This window comes from Hungatella hathewayi WAL-18680 (assembly GCF_000235505.1).
In the GTDB taxonomy this organism is placed as follows: domain Bacteria; phylum Bacillota; class Clostridia; order Lachnospirales; family Lachnospiraceae; genus Hungatella_A; species Hungatella_A hathewayi_A.
Genome location: NZ_JH379028.1, coordinates 81,358 through 96,780 on the forward strand (window position 1 = coordinate 81,358; position 15,423 = coordinate 96,780).

Below are 15,423 nucleotides of genomic sequence, written 5' to 3' on the forward strand. Positions count from 1 at the left end.
GCCTGGACTGTCTATACCAATATCACCACCGGCGGCGCCATGAGAGGCTACGGCATCCCACAGGCGGCCTTTGCGGCGGAGTGTATGGCGGATGATTTGGCGGCGGCCATCCATATGGACCCGCTGGAATTCCGGCTGAAAAACTGTATGAGACCCGGCTATGTGGACCCTCATACCAAGGTAAAATGCAACACCTACGGCCTTCAGGAATGTATCCAAAAAGGACGTGAATATATCCATTGGGATGAGAAACGAAAAGAGTATGAAAACCAGACCGGTCCGGTCCGCAAAGGTGTGGGAATGGCTATCTTCTGCTACAAGACCGGCGTTTACCCCATCTCCCTGGAGACAGCTTCCTGTCGTATGATACTGAATCAGGACGGTTCCATCCAGCTTCAGATGGGCGCTACGGAGATTGGCCAGGGCGCCGATACGGTGTTCGTCCAGATGGCGGCGGAGGTGACGGGAATCACCGAGGACAGAGTCCACATCATTTCCACCCAGGATACGGATATCACGCCGTTTGACACCGGAGCTTACGCCTCCCGCCAGACCTATGTCAGCGGCAAGGCGGTGAAGATGACCGGTGAGATTTTGAAGGAAAAGATTCTGGATTACGCTTCCTACATGCTTGACCGGGCGGCGGATACCATGGATATCGAAAATAACCAGGTGGTGGATAAGACGGGCCGGGAGGTTCTGCTTTCCATGGAAGAACTGGCGACGACGGCATTTTACAGCCTGGACAAATCGGTGCATATCACGGCGGAGGCCACCAGCCACTGCAAGGACAATACCTTTGCCACCGGCGCCTGCTTTGCCGAGGTGGAGGTGGATATCCCGCTGGGACAGATTAAGGTGACGAAGATTACCAATGTCCACGACAGCGGCATGCTGATTAACCCCAAACTGGCGGAGGCCCAGGTTCACGGCGGTATGAGCATGGGACTGGGTTATGGCCTTAGCGAGCAGCTGCTCTTTGACAAGTCGGGCAGACCGCTCAACGACAACCTGCTGGATTACAAGCTGCCGACGGCCATGGACACACCGGATTTACATGTGGAGTTTGTGGAGCTGGAAGACCCGACAGGGCCATTTGGCAACAAGGCGCTGGGAGAGCCGCCGGCCATTCCGGTAGCTCCGGCAATTCGTAACGCGGTGCTTCACGCAACCGGTGTGGCAGTGGATTCCCTGCCGTTAGACCCGCAGAAAATGGTAGAGCATTTCAAAGCGGCTGGATTAATCTGAGAAAAGGGGTGACAGTTCAATGTATGATATCGAAAAATTTTATCAGGCGGTGGATGTGAAGGATGCCATCCGGGCGCTGGAAGCGGACCCGTCAGCAGTGATTATATCTGGGGGAAGCGATGTGCTGATTAAGATTCGGGAAGGCAAGTTTGCCGGCTGCTCCCTGGTGAGCATTCACGGAATTCCGGAGCTTGAGGGAGTGCGGATGGAGGAGGACGGAACCATCGTCATCGGCCCGGCGACCACATTTTCCCATGTGACCAACAATGACATAATCATGAAACATATCCCGATTCTGGGAAATGCGGTCGACCAGGCAGGCGGCCCCCAGCTTCGCAACATCGGAACCGTGGGCGGTAATGTGTGCAACGGCGTGACCAGTGCGGACAGCGCGTCCAGCTTCTGTGTGCTGGATGCCATCCTGGTGCTGGAAGGGCCGAAGGGGACCAGAGAGGTGCCGATTCGGGAGTGGTACACAGGCCCAGGCAGAACGGTGAGAGAGCACGAAGAGGTGCTGACAGCCATTAAGATAAGAAGAGAGAGCTACGAGGGCTTCGGCGGCCACTATATCAAGTACGGCAAGCGGAACGCCATGGAGATTGCCACCCTTGGGTGCGCGGTGACCGTGAAACTGAGCGATGACAAACGCCATGTGGAGGAAATGCATCTGGGCTACGGCGTGGCGGCCCCCACCCCAATCCGCTGTTTTGAGACGGAAGAGAAAGTGAAGGGCATGGAGATTGGAGAGGCGCTCTACGAGACTGTGGGCAAGGGAGCCCTTGAGGAAGTGAATCCCCGTTCCAGCTGGAGGGCTTCCAAGGAGTTCCGTCTTCAGTTAGTGGAGGAGCTTGGAAAACGTGCCTTGAAACAGGCGATTATCAATGCAGGAGGTGAGGCAGATGCTTAAAATCATTCATATGACGGTCAATGACAAACCGGTGGAGCTGGCGGTGGATGAGAGGGAGTCTCTGCTGGAGACGCTGCGGGACCGGCTGGGACTTACCAGTGTGAAGAAAGGCTGTGAAGTGGGAGAGTGCGGCGCCTGTACGGTGCTGGTGGATGGCGAGGCCATCGACAGCTGCATCTATCTGACCATGTGGGCAGAGGGCCGGCGTATTATGACCGTGGAAGGCTTAAAAGGGCCTAACGGGGAGCTGAGCAGTATCCAGAAGGCGTTTATCGAGGAGGCGGCGGTTCAGTGCGGCTTCTGCACGCCGGGCCTGATTATGACGGCCGTGGAGATTGTAGGCACCGGAAAGCGGTACAACCGGGAGGAACTTCGAAAGATGATATCGGGACACCTGTGCCGTTGTACCGGCTATGAGAATATTTTGAACGCTATGGAGCGGATTGTGGAAGAGACCTACAAGGTGGTAGGAAAATAAGAACTAATGTAAAATAAGACATTTATTCGTACGAATGAGTGTCTTATTTTGCAATAAAAAACCTTACTGGACATTTGGGCAAAAATACCGGATAATATGGAGTAAGAAAGGAGTGTTTGCTATGAATTGTAACAGGACTCTGGGGGAGCGGATTCTGGCGGCTTCCGGGGCATCAAAAGCTTCTCTGGTGCTGAAACATGCCAGAGTAGTCAATGTATTTACGGAGACGCTGGAGGAGGCGGATGTAGCCATTGAAGGCGGTTTCATCGTGGGCGTCGGTTCCTATGACGGAGCGGAGGAAGTAGATTTGGGCGGGATGATTCTCTGTCCCGGATTTATGGACGGACATATTCACCTGGAGAGCTCCATGGTATCTCCCGGGGATTTCTGCCGGGCGGTGCTGCCGCATGGGACTACGGCGGTGATTACGGACCCACATGAGATTGCGAATGTGGCGGGGACGGCCGGTATCCGGTATATGATGGAGGCCACGGAAAACCTGGATTTGGATGTGTTTTTCATGCTGCCTTCCTGCGTGCCGTCCACAGGGCTGGATGAGTCCGGGGCGGTGCTGGACGCGGCGGCGCTGGAGCCATTTTATAAAAGTGAGAGAGTGCTGGGGCTGGCGGAGCTGATGAATTCCTATGGGACCGTGAAGGCGGATGCGGGAATTCTGGAGAAGGTAGGAGCGGCCCTGGCTTCCGGGAAGCTGGTGGATGGGCATGCTCCATTCCTTGGTGGGACCGGGTTAAATGCCTATGTGACGGCCGGGGTGACCTCGGACCATGAGTGCTCGGATATTGGGGAGGCCAGGGAGAAATATGCCAGAGGGCAGTGGATTATGGTGCGGGAAGGCACCGCGGCGAAGAATCTGGAAGCGTTGATGCCGCTGTTTGAGGCGCCGTATTACCAGCGGAGTATGCTGGTGACGGATGACAAGCACCCTGGGGATTTGATCCGGTATGGACATATCGATTACATTATCCGCTCGGCGGTGAAGAGAGGGGCGGACCCTGTCCGAGCGATTAAGATGGGTAGTTTTAATACGGCTTCCTATTTTGGGATTAAGAACCGGGGGGCGGTGGCGCCTGGGTATCTGGCGGATTTGGTGCTGTTGAAGGATTTGGAATCCTTTGAAGTGCTCCGGGTCTGGAAGGCCGGGAAGGTCGTGGCGGAGAACGGAGTCTGCCTGGCGGAGCCGGTGGAGGAGAAGAACTGGGATGACAATATCAAAGACCGGGTGTTCCATTCCTTCCATATGGAGGAGATAAAAGAGGAGCATCTGGTGATTCCGGAACTGGCGGACGGCGGAGCCGGGAAGACGCTGCGGGTGATCGGATTGATGCCGGACCAGCTGATTACGACGGAAATGCTGGTGCCGTATGCGCCAGATGCGTCCGGGGAAATGCAGCCGGTGGAAGCGGGCTGTCTGGCTCCGGGAGTGGATATCGGGAAGGATATTGTGAAACTGGCGGTCTTTGAGCGTCATCATCACACCGGCCATGTGGGACTTGGTTTCCTTGGCGGTTATGGGCTTAAGAAGGGGGCCGTGGCCTCCAGCATTGCCCATGATTCCCACAATCTGATTATCGCGGGAACCAACGATGCCGATATGGTGCTGGCAGGCAACTGCGTCCGGAAAAACCGGGGCGGTCTGGCGGTTGTGGTGGATGGAAAGCTGATTGGGGAGCTGCCGCTGCCCATCGGCGGCTTGATGACTGGTGCTTCGGCAGATGAGGTGGAGAAGACGCTGGAATATCTGAAAGGGGAACTGAGAAAGCTGGGGATTCCGGAGACGGTGGACCCGTTTATGACCCTGGGATTTGTGAGTCTGCCGGTGATTCCGAAGCTGCGGCTGAATACATATGGAGTGATTGATGTGGACAGCCAGAGCGTGGTGCCGGCGGTATTTTAAAAGAGTTTAACACAAGGAATTTGATGGGATTCATCTGATATGGAATGAGCCGCCATGCACGGCAGCCTGCGAAAAAAACAGGAGGTCAAAGTGCATCGCGGCTCATTTTTTTGAAGTGGCCCGGCGAATTGCCGGTTACTTTTTTGAAGGTTCGGATAAAGTTTGCGTAATCGCCAAATCCGGACTGCACGCAGGTCTCCGCGACGGAAGTTCCCATGGACAGAAGTTCCCTTGCCATGGCAATCCGCTTCACCAGAATATACTGGAAGATGGTGGAGCCGGTCTCCCTCTTGAATAAGTGGCTCAGATAATATTTATCCAGCGAGCACACCTGGGCAATGCTGTCCAGCGTGATGGGCTCGGCCAGGTGGCTGTCGATGTAGGCCATCACAGGCTGAAGACGGTGGGAGTAGAACTCCGGGTCCTGGTCGGGCAGAAAGAGGAAGGTCTCATTTATCATCAGAAGAAGCCGCATCAGGGCGGCAATCCCCTGGATATCGGCCCCGTACTCCTCGGACACCTGGCTCTCCTCCATCTGGTGAAAACACTCCTGAAACAGGGCCAGCTGCTCCGGCGTCAGGGAGATAATATTGTTGACGCCCGGCCTGTGCTGGTGGAAACACCGCAGCAGGTTGGTCTGTGACGTGCAGAACTGCCACACATACAATGGGTCAATGTGAATCACCATCCGGGTGTAGGGGGTATCCTTCAGATTGACGGCCTTGTGAATCTCCTGGTCCGTAAACAGAATTAAATCACCTGGCTTCATGGGGCAGCGGGACTGCTCCACGTAGTAGGCGATTTCTCCCTCCAACAGCAGATATATCTCATAATGTTCGTGAAAATGAAAATCCCTGTGTGCCGCCTCCATCGCTGTGATGGAGCGGCACGTCACCGGCTTGCGGTCAGGGATATAATCATGCGTATCTTCCAAATGTATCCTCCTGTGTTCCGGTGTCCTGTCAGAGTTACTGAAGCACCCAGTCACCGTCCTTGACGCTGTAATGATGTTTGACGCCCAGTTCATCCATCCAGGTGCGGGTCTCCATCGTATACCAGTCGCCGGTTCCTTTCCCCTGACCGCCATCATTGTTCCACAGCCAGCCTGGAGTCGGCCACAGACAGATGTCAGGGTCAATCGCGGCGTACACGTCTTTTTCCACACCGTACTGGCCGTGGTGGGCCATCTGCACAACGTCGCTCTTTAACCGGCTGGCGCCATTGTCGGCCAAAAGCCGCTTGCCGCCCTCCGGACCCAAATCACCCAGAACCATAATACTCTTTCCACCCATAATGAACTTCACCACCATGGAGCTGTTGTTGACCGAAGTCTCATCCAGCAGGTAGATATCATTCATCACCTCGGCGGAAATATTTCCAATCTGAATCTTCTGGCCTTTGTGCATATTCCCGTGCAGCTTTTCCGCAGGCAGCTTTTTCAAAGCATCATAGAGGTTTACCACCATCTCGGAACGGAAACTCTCTCTGGTGTCATACCAGGACTGGTCCGTCAGATTGTAATAGACATTGTCAATCGTAATCGGACTGTCCGGGTCATTGACAATGTCGATAAATGCGCCCACATGGTCAGAATGGGGATGTGTCAAAAACCAGGCATCCACATGCCCTCCCATCTCCTCCAGCACTTCCGTCAGATGATAGGCATCCATCGTCCAACCGCCGTCAATCACCACCACGCTTCCGTCCGAAGACTGAAGCACCATGGACAACAGCTGTCTCCCGGCCGCATTGGCCAGCATTGTCAAAGTCCCCCCATTAAACACTTTATTCGAAGGACCGGTAGTATTGCGGATAATCCCCATCTTTTGTACAAGAACAGGACCATCAACCTGCGTCTCCCCCACACTGCCGGAAAGCAGACTGACAAAAAGAAGGGCCGCGGCAACTTTCTTCAAAATGTGACTGCGTCTCATATCTCGTTTCTCCCCTGTATAAATATATTCTATTATATAACAGAATTCATAATTTTTACAGGTGAAAATTACGTTTTTATTAATATTTATGAAAAATGTGTCGAATCAACATAAAAATACCATCATTACACCGCATTAAATCGTATTTATCTTGCATGAATTACGATTACTGCTTATAATTTATTTATGCTAAAAGAAAAAATACGGTTAAAAGGGGAATGTATGAATCAAGTATTGGCTTTCGTGGAAGTAAATATGAAATTGTTGGTGAAAGACAAACTTTCATTTATATGGTCAATTGTGCTGCCGACGGTTATGCTGCTTACCAATCGAGGGAATGTTCGAGGATATGAGGACTTGCGGTTCTGGTGGGTGTATATTATTGTGTCTTCCTTTCTGTTTGGGATAGGAATTTATGCATTGCAGCTAAAGGAAAGCGGGATCATGCGTGTGGTGTTTTCAGTAAATAACAATCCGTGGACATTTTTTGGAGGCAATTTTTTGACTCAGATATTATACAGTGTTATTTGTTTAGGAGTGTTTAATCTGATTGCTTATTTCTTAATTGGTGTCAATTATTTCGGGGCTATGGGGTATAGCATGAGAGCGGTGGTTTACTGTATTCCTATTGGATTTTTAGGCTATAATCTTACGTTGCTGCGGAATGTTCATGTGAGAACTCTGGAGACTATTGCCAGTATTATCATTTTTGTTTTATTTATTTTTATGAGTATGAATAGTATCTGGAATAGAATCAATCCCCTGTATGTGATATCGAATCTGGTGATTGAGACAGATTGGAAGCGGATACTAATTTATCTGCTTACAGGGATTGTCATAATTCTGTGCAGTCTGTACAGTGTTTCCAATTATACCTGTCTGTCCAATGAGTGGAGGTAGTGTTGTGCTGAAGATTAATAATTTTAAAGTGTATCATTCCGATATGGCCATAGATATCTCTGTTGAGAAAAAATGTAACGTTCTTGTGGGAAAAAATGGCTCTGGGAAAACTACATTATTGGATTATATATCCGGGCTGAAAAAAGAAAAAGGAACCGTGATTACAGGGAATGAAAACCTGGTATATATGAACCAGAGCATGTTCTTCTTTGACCGTCTGCGTGTCCATGAGTTTGTTAAGTTCTTTTATAGGCTGGACAATATTAAAAATTATAGACAAACGCTGGTATCTTTTAATGAAGCGTATGGGAACCGTTTTGATTTGGACAAATTGTGGGAGAAACAGATAGGAATGTTGTCGGGAGGAGAGAAGAAACTGCTCTATTTTCTTCTGATTATGTCTTTGGATAAATCCTGGTACCTGCTGGATGAACCGTTTGCCGGAGTCGATGAAGATGGACAAAAACTGATGTGTGAAATAATTAACAAAAGAAACTCGGAACATAGAGGAATGATTATTGTATTACATGAGATGGAAATGCTTCGTCAGCTGGATGATTATAGCGTGATGAAATTGGATTTTGGGTAAAAAAGCGGCTGTGATAGATAAAAGAAGTCTATCACAGCCGCTTTTTCATACCTTCAGGCTCTATGATCAGCAGCAAAATCCTCCACCAGCCGCTCCAGATTCTCGCAGCATTTTTTGCATACCGTGCCGGCGCCGGTCTTTTTTTGGACCTCCTCCAGGGTTGTGGCGCCGGAGTCCACGGCTTCTTTGACTTTTCTGTATGTGATTTTCATGCAGTAGCATACGGTTTTATCCAGATTCATAAACGCATCGCTCCTTTCTTTTTCAGAGAGTAGTATGTGTATCCGTATCAAAATGATTCGTCAGGAAGAAATGATTCATCAGGAAGGCAGGAAATGGGAAAACCCGGAATGCCTGAAAGGTATCCCGGGTTTTATATGTAACCATGTGAATCGCAATTATTTCGCCTTCTGTGCATTTTCCTTCGGAAGAATGACATTCAGCAGAATCGCCACGCAGGTAGCAACCACAACCGGGGACTTGCCAAAGATGGTAGTAGCCCAGTCTGGAAAGGCGGCCAGAGAGTTGGCGGCCTGTGTCACACCCATTCCAAGAGCGACGGAGAGTCCGACGATGGAGGTGTTGCGGTAGTTCATCTCTTCCGTCATGACAAGTTTGATACCGGTCATAGCGATGGAAGCGAAGACGCTGATGGTTGCACCGCCCAGTACACACTGGGGAATGGTGGTCAGAACCGCTGAAAACTTCGGAATCAGGCCGGCTACCAGTAAGATGGCAGCGGCGGAGCCGAGTACAATCCGGTTGATAACTTTAGTGGTCACTACGATACCTACGTTCTGGCTGTAAGTAGCGGTAGGAAGTCCGCCAAGCACAGCGCCAACGATGTTGGAGATACCGTAACAGATGATACCGCCCTGCAGCTCCTTATCCTCCGGCATGCGGTCCATGGAACCGGTAGTCGTGGCGGAGAAATCGCCGATGGCCTGAATGGAGTTGATGGCGAACAAAAGTCCGATGGCGATGCAGGCTGACGGTTCAAAAATAACGCCAAAGTGAAGCGGTGTCGGGAACTGGAACAGTCCGGCAGTGGCCACGCCGGAAAAATCCACCAGCCCGAAGCACAGAGCCGCGATGTATCCGACAATGACGCCCATCAGAATGGAAGCCAGTTTCAAAATTCCTTTTGTGTAATGGTTCAATACAGTAACGACAGCTAAGGTAATCAGCGCCACGGTCCAGTTCTGCCAGGAACCGAAGCCAAGTTTTCCAATCTCGCTTGCCAGAGGTTTTCCTGCTCCGCCTGCCATGTAGTTGACGGCGGTGGGGTAGAGGGAAAGACCAATGGTGAAAACTACGGTACCGGTAATTAACGGCGGAAACAGTTTGCGGATTTTCTTAACGGAAAAACCAACCAGGATAGCCACGATACCGCCGACAATCTCGGCGCCCAGAATCATGGGGATACCAAGACCGCTTTCGTGTCCGGCAATGGCCTGCATACTGGGCACATAGGCAAAGCTGATGCCCATGATAACCGGAAGTGCGGAGCCGATATGGATGCCGTTCTTGTTGCCGATAGGGAAGAGCTGAAGCAGGGTGGATAAGCCGGAGACCACCAAGGCCGCCTGGATTAAGAACACCTTGTCAGCGGGGCTTAAGCCGGCCGCTCCTGATACGATGATGGCAGGGGTTACACAGCCTACGATGGCTGCAACTACATGCTGAAGCGCCAGTGGGAATGCCTGGCTAAAACTTGGTTTTCCATAAAAATCAAATAACGCTGATGAATCACTTGTCTGTTTCACGGGGAAGTTCCTCCTTAGGGATTATTGGTGTATTTTCGTTCCTGTAAGTCCTTGGATTCCTTCCTTGGCCTTTTCGAGCAAGGTGATGAGAGAAGTACGTCCCTCTTTGGAATCGGCAAATTTGACTGCCGCCTGAACTTTAGGGAGCATAGAGCCTGGTGCGAAATGTCCTTCTTCGATATACTGTCTCGCCTCGTCGGTGGTGATATCGCTTAACCATTTCACATCTGGTTTTCCATAGTTGATAGCTGCTTTTTCTACTGCGGTAAGGATGATGAGGAAGTCAGCATCCAGTTCCTCCGCCAGCAGCTCGCTGGCAAAGTCTTTGTCAATCACGGCGCTGGCGCCCTTTAGGTGGTTGCCCTTCAAGGTAACCGGGATGCCGCCGCCTCCGCAGGCAATGACTAACTGGCCGGAATCCACGAGAGAGCGGATCGCGCCAATCTCAATAATCTGGGCTGGTTTTGGGGAAGCAACCACACGGCGGTAGCCGCGCCCGGAGTCTTCTTTCATAATATAGCCGTATTTTTCTTCTGCTTCCTTGGCCTGCTCGGCCGTCATAAAATGTCCGATGGGTTTGGACGGAGCCTGGAAGGCCGGGTCATTTTCATCCACACGAACCTGTGTAATCATAGTGGTGACAGGAATGTTGTCGATGTTCCTGTTTAATAATTCCTCTCTCAAAGCGTTCTGCAAATCGTAGCCGATGTAAGCCTGGCTCATGGCGACGCAGACGGAGAGCGGGGTGTTGGGCTGGTTGGCGTCCTCGCGGGAGAGGGCGGCCATGGCATTGTTAATCATGCCGACCTGCGGGCCGTTGCCGTGGGCGACGATGACTTCACAGCCTTCCTCAATCAAATCCACGATGGCTTTTGCCGTGATTTTGACGGCCACCATCTGCTCAGGCAGCGTGTTGCCCAGCGCATTGCCCCCTAAAGCAATTACAATACGTTTTTTCTTGTCCATAAGTTCCCCTCCAAATTGGGTTCTGTTCTTGAAAATAAAGCGCACAAAGAGCCGCCTGCGAAGTGTGAAATGCAGGCGGCTCCGGCAGTGCAGTGAAACACTATTCAGATGATTTACTCAAAAATTCTAGGTGTTTTTCTCTCTTCCAGCTTCTTTAAAATGTCAGCCGGGTCAGCGAATTTAGCCAGGAAAATCATAGCGGCAATGACATATGGCTTGTAGCTTGCCTCTTTGTACAGCGGGTCTCTGTAACGGTCGAATACGGATGCTTCCACCTCGCCGTCCACGCAGCTCACATCGTTGATATCAGCTGGCAGGCAGTGCAGATACAGGGCCTTGCCGTCCTTGGTGGTCTTCATCAGCTCTTCGGTACAGCACCAGTCTTTGTGGTTGGCGTTCTGAGCCAGCAGCTCTTTCTCCAGAGCCTTGATGCCATCGGTGTCGCCCTCGCCGTAAAGGTTGGTACGTTTCTCCATAGCTGCAAATGGAGCCCAGCTCTTTGGATAAACGATATCGGCGTCCTTGAAGGCCTCAGCCATGTTGTTGGTTCTTGTGAAGGAACCGCCGGATTTCTCCGCGTTGGCCTTTGCCACTTCCTCAACCTCAGGCATCACCTCATATCCTTCCGGATGAGCCAGAACAACGTCCATGCCCATACGTGTCATCAGGCCGATGACGCCCTGGGGAACGGATAATGGTTTTCCGTAGGAAGGAGAGTAAGCCCATGTCATAGCCAGCTTTTTGCCCTTTAAGTTCTCCACACCGCCAAACTCGTGGATAATATGTAACATATCAGCCATACACTGGGTCGGATGGTCGATATCGCACTGTAAGTTTACAAGAGTTGGTTTCTGCTCCAGAATGCCGTCCTTGTGGCCCTGGGTTACCGCGTCAACCACTTCGTGCATGTAAGCATTTCCCTTGCCGATGTACATGTCATCGCGGATACCGATCACGTCAGCCATGAAGGAAATCATGTTGGCTGTCTCGCGGACGGTCTCGCCGTGAGCTACCTGGGATTTGCCCTCGTCTAAATCCTGAACTTCCAGGCCCAGCAGGTTGCAGGCGGAAGCGAAAGAGAAGCGGGTACGTGTGGAGTTGTCGCGGAATAAGGAGATTCCAAGGCCGCTCTCAAATACTTTTGTGGAAATGTTGTTCTCTCTCATAAAACGAAGAGCGTCAGCAACGGTCCATACCGCTTCCAGCTCGTCGTCTGTCTTCTCCCAGGTTAAGAAGAAGTCATTTTCATACATTTCTTTGAAGTTCAATGCGTTTAATTTGTCGATGTAGTCCTGTAAGGTTTTCATAAAAGGTTCATCCTCCTGATTAAAATGTGTTTGGTTTTTAAATTTATTCCGTTACCCGGGCAGAAGAGCTATTAATTTGGGGAAGGAACAGCCCTTCCGTCCGGGATGAAATACTACATGAAATACTACAATAAAAAATACGTGATTCTTACTTACAGTAGGTAGCCGGAAGTGCCGCATAAACTGCGGCGCAGGTTACCAAATCCTGTTTCCAGGTCTTCTCGTTCGGTGCGTGAGCCTGGGCTTCCGCGCCTGGGCCAAAGCCGATACATGGGATGCCGTTGCGGCCCATGATGGAAACGCCGTTGGTGGAGAAGGTCCATTTATCTGTCAGCGGACGGGCGGTTCTCATTTCCAATGTCTCAGGAGCGCCGATACGGGCATCGCCGTACAGATTCTTGTAAGCGTCCTCTAAAGCCTTGGTTACTTCGTGATCCTCCGGGATTACCCAGGTCGGGAAGTAGCACTCGATCGGGTAGGTCAGTCCCTTGTAGGAAGGACGGGAGTACTCATACATGGATACCGTTACGTCATCGCCATATTTCTTTACATTCGGAAGGGCGCGGATTTCATCTAAGCAGCTCTCCCAGGTCTCGCCGGCTGTCATACGGCGGTCTAAGGATACGGAGCAGGAGTCCGCTACCGCACAGCGGCTTGGGGAGGTGAAGAATACTTCGGATACGGTAACCGTACCGCGTCCAAGGAAGTTGGCTTCCTTCCACTCCGGATTGTATTTCTCATCCAGCATTTTTACAAGGCCCTTGATTTCCTTGTCGTCAGCGGCGTCATTTTCATTGAGGGCGCGCACATCCTGAAGGATATCGGCCATCTTGTAGATCGCGTTGTCGCCGCGCTCCGGTGCGGAGCCGTGGCAGGAAACGCCTTTGACATCCACGCGGATTTCCATACGTCCTCTCTGGCCGCGGTAGATACCGCCGTCTGTCGGCTCGGTGGATACCACGAAATCAGGGCGAACCTTGTCTTCGTTGATGATGTACTGCCAGCAGAGACCGTCACAGTCCTCTTCCTGAACCGTACCGGTAACGAGAACGGTGTACTTGTCGCTTAACATATCCAAATCTTTCATGATTTTGGCGCCATATACGGCAGATACGATACCGCCGCACTGGTCGGACACGCCGCGGCCGCCGATTTCCAGCTCATTTTCGTAGCCCTCGTATGGGTCGAAGTTCCAGTTGGATTTGTTGCCGATTCCTACGGTGTCGATGTGGGCGTCAAAGCCGATTAAGGTTTTGCCGGTTCCCATGTAGCCTAACACGTTGCCCATAGGGTCAATCTCTACTTTATTGAAGCCTAAGTTTCTCATCTCCTCCGCGATGCGGTCGATGTGCGCCTTCTCGTCACAGCTCTCGCCTGGGAATTTCACGATGTCCCGCAGGAACTTGGTCATGTCTGCCTCATAGTTTTTGGCTGCTTCCTTGATTTTGTTGTAATCCATTTTCTTACCCTCCATGATTTTGAAATTTTATAAGGTGATTATCTTTCTTTTCCTTCCCAGACAATGTTCTTGTAGCGTTCCGGGTCTGTGTCGCCTTCGGTGGAGAAGAGCAGTACCTTTGAATTCTCATCCAGGCCGATGTCATTTCTTAATTCTTTATATTCCTCCATGGTCATCATGGCTGCCAGAGCGCCAAATGGAGCGGCGCCGGACTCACCGGATGTCACCTGCGGGTCGCCTTTGATTGGAGCACTTAACATTCTCATGCCTTTGGCGGCTACCCAGTCAGGAGCGGAGATGAATACTTTTACATGGTTCTTTAAGATATCCCAGGAAATGGTGTTGGGCTCGCCACAGGCCAGGCCGGCCATGATGGTCTGCATATCGCCATCCACAATTCTCGGCTTGCCGTCTCCGGCGGCCGCGCCCTTGTAGAGACAGGCGGCAACATCCGCTTCCACAACCACGAAGGTAGGCGGGTTATCGGGATAAAGGTTGGTGAAGTAGCCAACCACCGCGCCGGCTAAGGAACCAACGCCAGCCTGCACGAACACGTGGGTCGGACGCTCGCAGCCGGCAGCTTTCAACTGCTCGGAAGCCTCCGCGGCCATGGTTCCGTAGCCCTGCATAATCCAGGCCGGGATTTCCTCGTAGCCGTCCCAGGCCGTATCCTGTACCACGACGCCGCGCTCAGTCTCGGCCGCTTCTTTGGCTGCCAGACGAACACAGTCGTCATAGTTCATGTCGGTGATATCCACCGATGCGCCTTCTTTTTTGATGTTTTCCAGACGGGTCTGTGTGGTGCCCTTCGGCATATGTACAACGGCCTTTTGTCCCAGACGGTTCGCTGCCCATGCAACGCCCCGGCCGTGGTTGCCGTCAGTGGCGGTGAAGAAGGTGGCCTGACCAAATTCTTCTCTTAATTTATCGGAAGTTAAAACCGCGTAGGGCAGTTCGGATACGTCTTTTCCTGTCTCCTTGGCGATGTAGCGGGCCATGGCGAAGGAACCGCCTAATACCTTGAAGGCGTTTAAACCGAACCGGTAAGATTCGTCCTTCACAAATACCTGATTGACTCCCAGATACGCCGCCATGTGGTCCAGCTTGGCTAACGGTGTCTGTGTGTACTGTGGGAAACTCTCGTGGAAGGCTCTTGCCTTCTGAATCTCTGTGAGAGCCATAACCGGAAGCTGACTGTCATCGGTCTTTGGCATCTGGTTGACTGCCCATTTGATTGAATCCATGTTGATATCCTCCTCTTATTTGTCTGGCTTTGGCCAGTGACTTACTCATTGTCTTTGGTGTCTTTGCTCTCCCTGCCGGAATCCATGTAGCTGTAAAGCGTGAACTTGGAGATTCCGAAGTAGGATGATACTTTGTCGCCGGATTTTGTAATCAGGAAGGCGCCTGAGTCGTTTAAAAACTGGATGGCGGTCACTTTGTCATCCTTGGTCATCAGGGCCACCGGCTTTCCAACCAGTGCAACGGACTGCTCGATAAGGGCATCCAACAGGTCGTTGACGTTGTGGGTGATTTTGCGCGGCTGTTTGTCAGGCTCCGAGTTGGTGGAAATCAAATCCTTCAGAGCCTTATCCATGGTGATGAGTCCGGTGATGTCATAATTTAAGGAAAAGATGTAGTTCACCCGGGCATCATCGCCGCGAATATACATGGTGCTTGACTTTAAAATGCGTCCGTCGTCGGTTCTTGTCAGATAGGACAGCTTATCCTGGAGCCGCTCCGGGCTGCTGTTCAAGGTTTCCAGTACAATCTCCGAAGGTCCGTCCCCCAATTGCCGGTTGCTCACGTGCCCGTTTTCAATGTAGACGATGGAACTGTCCAAATCGTTCCGGGTCAGGTCGTGAATGACGACCTCACAGGAGCTGCCGAACTGGGTTGCCACACCGTGCGCGAGCTGTTTTAATAATTCCAAATTCTGCATGAATCCGCTCCC

General features: G+C 51.6%; 15 protein-coding genes. 6 read left to right on the plus strand and 9 right to left on the minus strand.

Annotated elements, in window-relative coordinates:
- From HMPREF9473_RS16325 to ade, 4 genes are all read left to right on the plus strand, one after another.
- Positions 1 to 1,248 (plus strand): molybdopterin cofactor-binding domain-containing protein (locus HMPREF9473_RS16325; protein WP_006781266.1); only part of this gene is annotated, 1,248 nt, incomplete at its 5' end.
- A 19-nt stretch (positions 1,249 to 1,267) separates the two neighbouring features.
- A complete protein-coding gene (xdhB, locus tag HMPREF9473_RS16330) occupies positions 1,268 to 2,155 on the plus strand; it encodes a xanthine dehydrogenase subunit XdhB (RefSeq protein ID WP_006781267.1) in 888 nt (295 codons plus the stop codon).
- Positions 2,148 to 2,633: a xanthine dehydrogenase subunit XdhC gene (xdhC, locus tag HMPREF9473_RS16335; protein WP_006781268.1), complete on the plus strand. Its 486-nt coding sequence runs from the start codon at positions 2,148 to 2,150 to the stop codon at positions 2,631 to 2,633. Before xdhB ends, xdhC begins: the two co-directional genes overlap by 8 nt.
- 121 nt (positions 2,634 to 2,754) lie before the next feature.
- Positions 2,755 to 4,548: an adenine deaminase gene (ade, locus tag HMPREF9473_RS16340; RefSeq protein WP_006781269.1), complete on the plus strand. Its 1,794-nt coding sequence runs from the start codon at positions 2,755 to 2,757 to the stop codon at positions 4,546 to 4,548.
- A gap of 85 nt (positions 4,549 to 4,633) precedes the next feature.
- Here the strand turns inward: ade and HMPREF9473_RS16345 are convergent, their stop codons facing one another.
- Entirely contained in the window at positions 4,634 to 5,482 is an 849-nt protein-coding gene (locus HMPREF9473_RS16345; protein WP_006781270.1) for a helix-turn-helix domain-containing protein, read from the minus strand.
- 34 nt (positions 5,483 to 5,516) lie between these two features.
- A complete protein-coding gene (locus HMPREF9473_RS16350) occupies positions 5,517 to 6,482 on the minus strand; it encodes a ComEC/Rec2 family competence protein (protein ID WP_006781271.1) in 966 nt (321 codons plus the stop codon).
- 222 nt (positions 6,483 to 6,704) lie between these two features.
- Here HMPREF9473_RS16350 and HMPREF9473_RS16355 point away from each other — a divergent pair, with 222 nt between their 5' ends.
- Positions 6,705 to 7,382, plus strand: coding sequence for a hypothetical protein (locus HMPREF9473_RS16355; protein ID WP_006781272.1), 678 nt, complete (start codon positions 6,705 to 6,707; stop codon positions 7,380 to 7,382).
- Entirely contained in the window at positions 7,342 to 7,971 is a 630-nt protein-coding gene (locus HMPREF9473_RS16360) for an ATP-binding cassette domain-containing protein (protein WP_138669565.1), read from the plus strand. The genes HMPREF9473_RS16355 and HMPREF9473_RS16360 overlap by 41 nt, the downstream gene beginning before the upstream one ends.
- Before the next feature lie 53 nt (positions 7,972 to 8,024).
- Here HMPREF9473_RS16360 and HMPREF9473_RS16365 read toward each other — a convergent pair whose 3' ends face one another.
- The 7 genes from HMPREF9473_RS16365 to HMPREF9473_RS16395 all read right to left on the minus strand — a co-directional run bounded on the left by HMPREF9473_RS16365 (position 8,025) and on the right by HMPREF9473_RS16395 (position 15,411).
- Positions 8,025 to 8,213, minus strand: a complete 189-nt coding sequence (locus tag HMPREF9473_RS16365) for a (2Fe-2S)-binding protein (RefSeq protein ID WP_006781274.1) — start codon at positions 8,211 to 8,213, stop codon at positions 8,025 to 8,027.
- A 156-nt stretch (positions 8,214 to 8,369) separates the two neighbouring features.
- Positions 8,370 to 9,737: a uracil-xanthine permease family protein gene (locus HMPREF9473_RS16370; protein WP_006781275.1), complete on the minus strand. Its 1,368-nt coding sequence runs from the start codon at positions 9,735 to 9,737 to the stop codon at positions 8,370 to 8,372.
- Between the two features lie 21 nt (positions 9,738 to 9,758).
- Positions 9,759 to 10,703 carry a carbamate kinase gene (gene arcC / locus HMPREF9473_RS16375; RefSeq protein WP_006781276.1) on the minus strand — a complete coding sequence of 315 codons (945 nt, stop codon included), beginning with the start codon at positions 10,701 to 10,703 and terminating at the stop codon, positions 9,759 to 9,761.
- Positions 10,704 to 10,816: 113 nt separating this feature from the next.
- Complete coding sequence (gene ygeW, locus HMPREF9473_RS16380; RefSeq protein WP_006781277.1) at positions 10,817 to 12,010, minus strand: knotted carbamoyltransferase YgeW; 1,194 nt, start codon at positions 12,008 to 12,010, stop codon at positions 10,817 to 10,819.
- A 148-nt stretch (positions 12,011 to 12,158) separates the two neighbouring features.
- Positions 12,159 to 13,469 carry a YgeY family selenium metabolism-linked hydrolase gene (locus tag HMPREF9473_RS16385; protein WP_006781278.1) on the minus strand — a complete coding sequence of 437 codons (1,311 nt, stop codon included), beginning with the start codon at positions 13,467 to 13,469 and terminating at the stop codon, positions 12,159 to 12,161.
- 38 nt (positions 13,470 to 13,507) lie between these two features.
- Positions 13,508 to 14,713, minus strand: coding sequence for a diaminopropionate ammonia-lyase (gene dpaL / locus HMPREF9473_RS16390; protein WP_006781279.1), 1,206 nt, complete (start codon positions 14,711 to 14,713; stop codon positions 13,508 to 13,510).
- A 41-nt stretch (positions 14,714 to 14,754) separates the two neighbouring features.
- The gene (locus HMPREF9473_RS16395; protein WP_006781280.1) at positions 14,755 to 15,411 is read right to left on the minus strand and encodes a helix-turn-helix transcriptional regulator; all 657 of its coding nucleotides are present in this window, start codon (positions 15,409 to 15,411) and stop codon (positions 14,755 to 14,757) included.
- Positions 15,412 to 15,423 lie beyond the last annotated feature (12 nt).

Coding starts and splice junctions, on each gene's coding strand:
- xdhB (WP_006781267.1), top strand. CDS start 1,268: ATGTATGATATCGAAAAATTTTATCAGGCGGTGGATGTGAAGGATGCC.
- xdhC (WP_006781268.1), top strand. CDS start 2,148: ATGCTTAAAATCATTCATATGACGGTCAATGACAAACCGGTGGAGCTG.
- ade (WP_006781269.1), top strand. CDS start 2,755: ATGAATTGTAACAGGACTCTGGGGGAGCGGATTCTGGCGGCTTCCGGG.
- HMPREF9473_RS16350 (WP_006781271.1), bottom strand. CDS start 6,482: ATGAGACGCAGTCACATTTTGAAGAAAGTTGCCGCGGCCCTTCTTTTT.
- HMPREF9473_RS16355 (WP_006781272.1), top strand. CDS start 6,705: ATGAATCAAGTATTGGCTTTCGTGGAAGTAAATATGAAATTGTTGGTG.
- HMPREF9473_RS16365 (WP_006781274.1), bottom strand. CDS start 8,213: ATGAATCTGGATAAAACCGTATGCTACTGCATGAAAATCACATACAGA.
- arcC (WP_006781276.1), bottom strand. CDS start 10,703: ATGGACAAGAAAAAACGTATTGTAATTGCTTTAGGGGGCAATGCGCTG.
- ygeW (WP_006781277.1), bottom strand. CDS start 12,010: ATGAAAACCTTACAGGACTACATCGACAAATTAAACGCATTGAACTTC.
- HMPREF9473_RS16385 (WP_006781278.1), bottom strand. CDS start 13,469: ATGGATTACAACAAAATCAAGGAAGCAGCCAAAAACTATGAGGCAGAC.
- dpaL (WP_006781279.1), bottom strand. CDS start 14,713: ATGGATTCAATCAAATGGGCAGTCAACCAGATGCCAAAGACCGATGAC.
- HMPREF9473_RS16395 (WP_006781280.1), bottom strand. CDS start 15,411: ATGCAGAATTTGGAATTATTAAAACAGCTCGCGCACGGTGTGGCAACC.